The organism is Alteromonas sp. 4NH20-0104 (assembly GCF_057547795.1).
Map to the genome: position 1 here is coordinate 1 of NZ_BAAJLP010000070.1, position 1,316 is coordinate 1,316.

Genomic DNA, 1,316 nt, shown 5'->3' on the forward strand with positions numbered 1-1,316 from the left:
GAGACTGTAACTAATTTTGTGTAACTGCCTATCTCAACATACTCTATGAAGAGTTAAGGATAGGCAGATGAACATGAATAAGAAAGAACTTGAGGCTTTCGCAAAGGAAGCAGCCAAAGGGATTAAAACACCTGAGGACTTGAACGAGTTTAGCCAGATGTTGAAGAAAATCACTGTTGAAGCGGCTTTGAACGCAGAGATGGATGAGCATCTTGGCTACGAGAAACACCAACAGTCCACGTCGACCAATACCCGCAATGGCAAAAGCAGTAAACGGGTCAAAACCGAAGACGGCGAGTTTAAACTCGATACGCCTCGCGACCGCGAAGGCTCCTTTGAACCCAAACTTGTCAAAAAGCACCAAACCCGTTTTACCTCCATGGACGATAAAATTCTCTGGCTGTATTCACAGGGCATGAGCACCCGTGACATCGTCAATGCCTTTGAGGAATGGTATGGCGCAGAGATATCGCCCACGCTCGTTTCTCGTGTCACTAATGCTGTTATTGAGCAGGTGATTGAATGGCAATCTCGTCCTTTAGATGCTGTCTACCCGATTGTTTACCTGGACTGCATCGTAGTGAAAATTCGCCAGGATAAGCGGGTCATCAACAAGTCCATCTTCCTGGCTCTGGGTATCAACACCGAAGGTCACAAAGAGCTGATGGGGATGTGGATTGCTGAAAATGAAGGCGCTAAGTTCTGGTTGAGCGTGCTGACTGAGCTTCAGCAGCGTGGCGTCGAAGATATTCTCATCGCCTGTGTGGATGGCCTGAAAGGCTTCCCTGATGCTATCAACACCGTTTTTCCTCAGACACACATCCAGCTATGTATCGTGCACATGGTGCGCAATTCATTGAAGTTCGTATCGTGGAAAGACTACAAGGCTGTCACGACGGACTTAAAGCGGGTTTACCGGTCAGCGACTGAAGATGAAGCCTTGCTTGAACTGGAACGCTTCAGTGAAATCTGGGATGGCCAGTACCCACAAATCTCAAAATCATGGCGTAACCACTGGCAAAACCTCAATACGTTGTTCAGTTACCCCGAGGATATCCGTAAAGCGATTTACACCACCAATGCCATTGAGTCGCTCAACAGTGTTATCAGAAAGGCTATCAAAAAGCGGAAAATCTTCCCCAGTGACGATGCAGCAAGAAAGATGGTTTACTTAGCGATTAAAGATGCCAGCAAAAAATGGACGATGCCCATTCAAAACTGGCGTCAGGCTATGAGTCGTTTTATTATCGAGTTCGAGGAACGCCTCGAAAGACACATTAACTAAATGGCAGTTACACAGAATCTGTTACAGGCTC

At 46.7% G+C, this 1,316-nt stretch carries 1 protein-coding gene; it reads left to right on the plus strand.

Annotated features, from left to right (window positions below):
• Window positions 1-73: 73 nt before the first annotated feature.
• Entirely contained in the window at window positions 74-1,285 is a 1,212-nt protein-coding gene (locus tag AC27IB_RS23445) for an IS256 family transposase (protein WP_487124048.1), read from the plus strand.
• Window positions 1,286-1,316: the final 31 nt, after the last annotated feature.

What these genes read in the sequence shown, in the direction of transcription:
- AC27IB_RS23445 (WP_487124048.1), top strand. Translation starts at nt 74, where the DNA reads ATGAATAAGAAAGAACTTGAGGCTTTCGCAAAGGAAGCAGCCAAAGGG.